The 5,469-nt window shown below is 34.0% G+C and carries 4 protein-coding genes and 1 pseudogene; 1 reads left to right on the top strand and 4 read right to left on the bottom strand.

Features of this window, described 5'->3' with window-relative positions; translation table 11 throughout:
• Both CD118_RS10705 and CD118_RS10700 read right to left on the bottom strand, forming a co-directional pair.
• A pseudogene (locus CD118_RS10705) lies at positions 1-97 on the bottom strand (deoxyribose-phosphate aldolase); the annotation flags it as partial.
• A 30-nt stretch (positions 98-127) separates the two neighbouring features.
• Positions 128-1,498 (bottom strand): MFS transporter, encoded by a 1,371-nt coding sequence (locus tag CD118_RS10700; RefSeq protein WP_060829237.1) that lies wholly within the window; start codon positions 1,496-1,498, stop codon positions 128-130.
• Between the two features lie 551 nt (positions 1,499-2,049).
• Between CD118_RS10700 and CD118_RS10695 the strand changes: the two genes are divergently transcribed.
• Positions 2,050-2,784 carry a GntR family transcriptional regulator gene (locus CD118_RS10695; RefSeq protein WP_060829236.1) on the top strand — a complete coding sequence of 245 codons (735 nt, stop codon included), beginning with the start codon at positions 2,050-2,052 and terminating at the stop codon, positions 2,782-2,784.
• 112 nt (positions 2,785-2,896) lie between these two features.
• On the opposite strand, the gene CD118_RS10690 is transcribed toward CD118_RS10695, so the two are convergent.
• Both CD118_RS10690 and CD118_RS10685 read right to left on the bottom strand, forming a co-directional pair.
• Entirely contained in the window at positions 2,897-4,159 is a 1,263-nt protein-coding gene (locus CD118_RS10690; protein ID WP_060829235.1) for a glycoside hydrolase family 5 protein, read from the bottom strand.
• A 24-nt stretch (positions 4,160-4,183) separates the two neighbouring features.
• Positions 4,184-5,155: a chitosanase gene (locus CD118_RS10685; RefSeq protein WP_060829234.1), complete on the bottom strand. Its 972-nt coding sequence runs from the start codon at positions 5,153-5,155 to the stop codon at positions 4,184-4,186.
• Positions 5,156-5,469: the final 314 nt, after the last annotated feature.

Raw genomic sequence — 5,469 nt, 5'->3', positions numbered from 1 at the left:
AGTGATACGTTTTGGCCTCTTCAATGATTTGATCAATTTGTTGACGTGTTGATTCTGGTTTTAACAACGTATGATCGATATATTTTTCAAATTTCATAATTTGATCTCCTTCTCTTTTTCATTCTTTTTATTGTTCGCTATGGGATGTCACTTTTGACTGTGTCCAGCGATTAAGGATAGTAAATAGAATAAGTCCAACCACACTGAGTAGCCCTAAAATAATTAAAATCATTCCGAAGTGCGTATTCATCGCATCTTTTCCCGGGAAATTTAAAGGTTGATAGTCAATTAGTGCAGCCGCTAACGCGATTCCTACAGAGACAGCTACATTAATAATTAAATTGTAGAAACCTATCGCTACCCCTGTCACTTTAACATCAATCGTTTTGATTGCTTCATTTAAAAGTGGTGCGTACATTAATGCAAAGCTACCTGCAAAGAATATCATGGAACAAACAAAAATGATAATGTGATGACCAACCGCAAATGCAGGTAAAATCAAACTCAAAGCAATTAAACTAATCGCAGTCATAATTGCTTGTTTTGAACTAAGAAATTTCGCAATTTGGCCACTCAATGCACCGACAATAACTGCTACTACATAACCCGGTAAAAGTAACAATGATGTTGTATCTAATTTTACCTCGTAAATTTTTTCCATGATAAAAGGAAATGTAAAAATATAGCCTAATTGAATGGCATACATAATGAAAACAATAAATAAGAATGACGTATAGCGTTTATTTTGAAAAAATGCTTTATCCACTAACGGATGGCGTGCATTTTTAATGTAAAATGCAAAGATAATAATAATTGCTAAAGCTGCGATCATGTATAGCCAATTGAAATGTGTAATAAACAACATGACCGTTGTCGCAATAGCTGCAATTAATATTAAACCTATAAAATCTAAGTGCGCTTTATTTGTATTTTTTTCTTTAGGTAAATATTTAAAAAGAAATGGTAATGTAAACACAACAATCAGCGCAATTAAAAACATATTGGTCCAATGCAAATAAGTCGCAATAAAGCCACCTGATAAGGTCCCAATCACAAGGGATAGCGAATAACTACTTGTGCTTAGACCCAAGTACGTTTTTTGATCTTCTGTTGATAAATATTTTGCCACGTAGATGACATAAAGTGTTTCAGCTGCTGCTAGTCCAGCCGTTTGAATAATACGTCCAATCAAAACCATTGGAAAATAGTGTTGAAAAATATAACCAATGATTGAACCTGTAATGATAAGAAAAACACCGTAAATAAACAGCGTACGAATGCTCACCGCATCGGATAACGATGCATAGACCACTGCACCAATACCAATGACAAGTCCTGCTAACGTGGCTTGCCAACTTACAGTCGTTACAGAAATGTTTAAATCATTTGCAATCGCGACTGAAATCAATTTAAAAGAATTATCAATCACTAAACTAAACACAAATAGAAATAATAAAATGGGAACTGCTTTTTTAACTTTAGAATAGTCCATAGTCATTTCGCTCCTTGAGTCTGAGACCAATACACATTTTCACCTACAAAAAGTCTCTCTATTTTAAATTGGCAGTAACTGACTGAATGACACATCTGTGGAAGACATCTTAAAGCTAAGCAATTTTCTAACCTTATTTTCAGGCTTGTTTCCATGATTCAAACATATTGTACATTACACTTAACAACACTTTTATTCACCAAGTCATGTCACGTGACCCACCACTTCGCGAATAACATTTAACACTACACTTAGCTTTAAAACGTCCTCAACAAACTTGTATACTAATTTGTCTATTTGTATACCCATTTATATAATAAACCTATTTTAAAACGCTTTCAATACTTGGCTTATGACAAAATTAAGAACATCACGATCACAAATCATTCTTAGTCACCTAGATAGAGATCAAGGTGCCAATTACTACCCTTGACTCGTGTCATATCGTCTATAATTCATGCCATTATCTTCATAGTTCAATCAAATTTATTGGTCCACTTCAACTTTAAAGTGTTGTATGATGATAGGAGAGAATGATTGAACTGGAGGTTTGTTTCATGGCGTCGCAATCACAGCCTAAATTTTTAACGATCTATAATACATTGTATGAAGAAATTCAAATCGGTAAATACCCGAGCGGGCAGGCATTGCCTACAGAGAAGACGCTATGTCAAAGATTCCAAGTGAGCCGAATGACATTGAGACAAGCGATCAAACTTTTAGTAGAAGATGGTATCGTGGAAAGTACACGCGGGAAAGGTCATTTTGTTCTCCGTCAAAAAGTGGCACACCAAACTTCAAGTATGGGTCTATTAAAACATCCGCTTCAACAGGTTTCAATACAACCTGTATCATTGACTTCTATGCATTATCGTGTTGACCTCGAAAGCGAATACACTAACCACTTATTCCCAAACCATCCTACAGCTGTTATTGCAATGGAACGTTATTATCAACATGCACAAAGTACAAATGCTGCTTCAGCGGCCTTTTGTTTTAGTTTTATTCCTCTTCATGTGATTGATACATTTAAAATCAATACTCAAAGTGAACAAGCGATGCGTGATTTTGTAGAAAATACGGTTTATCAAAATTCAACACAATCCGATTTAAAAATCAGTATCACCCCTTCACCAAGTTTTCAATATCAAAATCATACCTTTGAAGGGGGCAAAGACTGTTGGTTAATCATCGAAACCATCTATGCGCAAAACCAATCTCCAATTATGATTAACAAATGGTATATCCCACAAGATAATGCAGAGTTGATACTATCGCGGATCCAACAGTAGGGAGCAATACTTATTTAAACATAAAAAGCGGACAAGGCACTCTAAAAGTTAATTTAGAATGACTTGCCCACGCTTCTCGTTGCTATACAGTCTGATTATTCATTGTGTAGTGCTATGATTGTTGCGCAGCTTCTTTGACTGCATTAAAAACAGCTTCATTTTTTTGAGGTTGTTCTTTTTTACCGAAATCATTCGAGTTAATATCTGTTTGAATGCCTTTGAAATTTTCTACGCCCCAAGAAGAGTCTGGTTGATTAATACCTTCTTTATCATAATTCCAAATCGACCAAGACATACGACTCTCATTCATTTTCTTCAAAATATATTTGAAGTCATTGCTATTCGGCGCAATATGCGAATCATTTGTTGTCGCATTACCATTAAACTCACCCATATAACTTGGCACATTATAATTTGCTTTATTAATACTATTAATTTTATTGTCAAAGTTTTCTCGAATACCTTTATGTGATTGTGCGTAGTTATCATATGGATAGTTATGATATTCATATACAATATTATTATTATTTTTACCAAAGTATTGAGGGTCTTTCATATTTTGAGGATCCCATACTGCTTCTAAAAATGCGATATGGTTATCGCCATTACCTCTAATTGTTTTTAAAGTATCTTTATAAAATTGTTGCACTTGGTCATCACTGTGACCTGCAGGCCCTTTAGGTTCATTTAAAATATCATATCCAGCGATAGCATTGTTATTTTTATAATGTTGTGAAATATAGTACCAAATTTCTTTCGTTTTACCTTGTGCATCTGGGTCATTCCAGAAATTTCCCACTGATTTATTACCTTGTGTTTCGCCAGAATGTTCTTGTGCATTTTGTGAATTTGGTGCACCATGCATGTCTAGAATGACATATAAACCATGTTGTTGCGCTTTAGCTACAAATTGATCAATTTCATCAAACGCATGATCTCTCATTTTAACATCTTTTGGATTCATGCCTTTTTGATAATTAGTTAGATTAATATAATTAATTGGCAATCGTATTGTATTACAGCCCATATCTTTTACATTTTGAAAATCTTGGTCGTCCCATCTGTTATGTGCATATCGATCTAAGATTTGATGTGCCTTTTCAGGTGAATTTACTTTGCTTTGAATATCATCAAATACCGCTTTGTAGCCCTCATTGATATTCGCAGCACTTGGATAGCCACCCATCCACTTTTCAGTTGTAAATACATTACCTGCATTGACACCTTTAAGTTGGAAGTTTTGTCCATCTTTTTGAATTTCTTTACCTTGCGTTTGTAAACGCCCCATTTCATCTGCATGTGCAGAATGTGCTGGCAGTGATAATGTTAATAAAGTTGTTGCCGCTAAAAATGAAGTCAACAACGTTTTTTTCATTAATAGTCACCCTTTCTTTTTTTATTAAGCACGATCAAAATCTATATCTTCATTACTATAATGTTGAATGGCATCTTGGTCTAAATGAAATTGTTCTCCATTCATTTTGAAGTCTAAAGGAAGTTTTAAATCAAAGTTTTGGTTTTTTATAAATTGTTGTTGTACTTTCAATCGATCAAAGACATCGTTATCCGTACTACCATTGTTTTCATTTTCTTTTTGAGTCGCTTTAAAGCGGCCGTCTAAAAACGTATATAAATAATCGGCTTCTTTGGCGCCTGTTTTAGGTGTTTTTCCGCTACTCTTATCCATCGCACGTTCGCGTAATTCATCAAAACTCCAATCTGCAGGATCTTTACCTTTGTAGCCACCTTTTTTAAATTCACCAGGCCCATGTTTTACAATTGCATCAAAGTATACATATTGACCCAGTTGAGATAAACCATCTTCTTTAGCAGCTTGAACCGCTTCATCCATATAATCTTTTTTCAATACATAATTTTGTGCTTTCACCAAATTTGCTCTATCATTTTTTGCTGCATCTTTCCATGCTTGCTCGAACCCATCTAACCCTTCATGAGATTCTGATTGTGCTCGAGAAAGTTTTTCAAGTGCTGGCAAATATTTTTTTAAGTTATTATTCGGATTGATTTGATTATAATGTTTAACAAGATGCACCATATCATCAGAACCAGTAGTAAAGCCAATGACACCCGCAGTATAGCCTCTATGATCACCAATATCTTCAATGTAGCTATAGTTATGTGAATAGTTCGTATCAGTATTTTCTGCTGCTCCGACTAATGCCATGATTCTTTTTCTTAAATCATGATTTGCATCCATATAATGACTTGCATTGCTGTCACTTTCTTTTTGCGCTATTTGTTGCGCTGAAGCTTGACCGAGTTGTTGTTCTGCATGTGTGACATGTGCGATTGATGAAAATGACGATAAGATTACTGCACTTGATAGTGCGACTTTTAACGTTTTTTTCATTATAAATTCCCCTTTAAACTAAGAAAATTTTAAAATCAATGTCTTAAATGCAAAGCGGCACGACACTTACTTCATATGGACTTTTTTAAGGTATGTACAAGCCTTCTTCCTATCTATAAATTATCAGACAACATTTCGTTTCCTGACATTAAGAAACTTTAAAACTATCATATAATAATTTCAACAATTGAAAACGCTTTTTCCGAAAATTAAATATTGTCTTAAAATTGTCTTAAATATTTTTACTACTTTAAAAAGAAACTGTTACATATCTTATATAAGATGATTTAATTGTAATCTAAAAAATATATTAT

Origin of the sequence: Staphylococcus coagulans (genome assembly GCF_002901995.1) — a bacterium.
GTDB lineage: Bacteria > Bacillota > Bacilli > Staphylococcales > Staphylococcaceae > Staphylococcus > Staphylococcus coagulans.
Note: the sequence above shows the minus strand (reverse complement) of the source record. Positions and strands in the feature narration are given on the sequence as shown.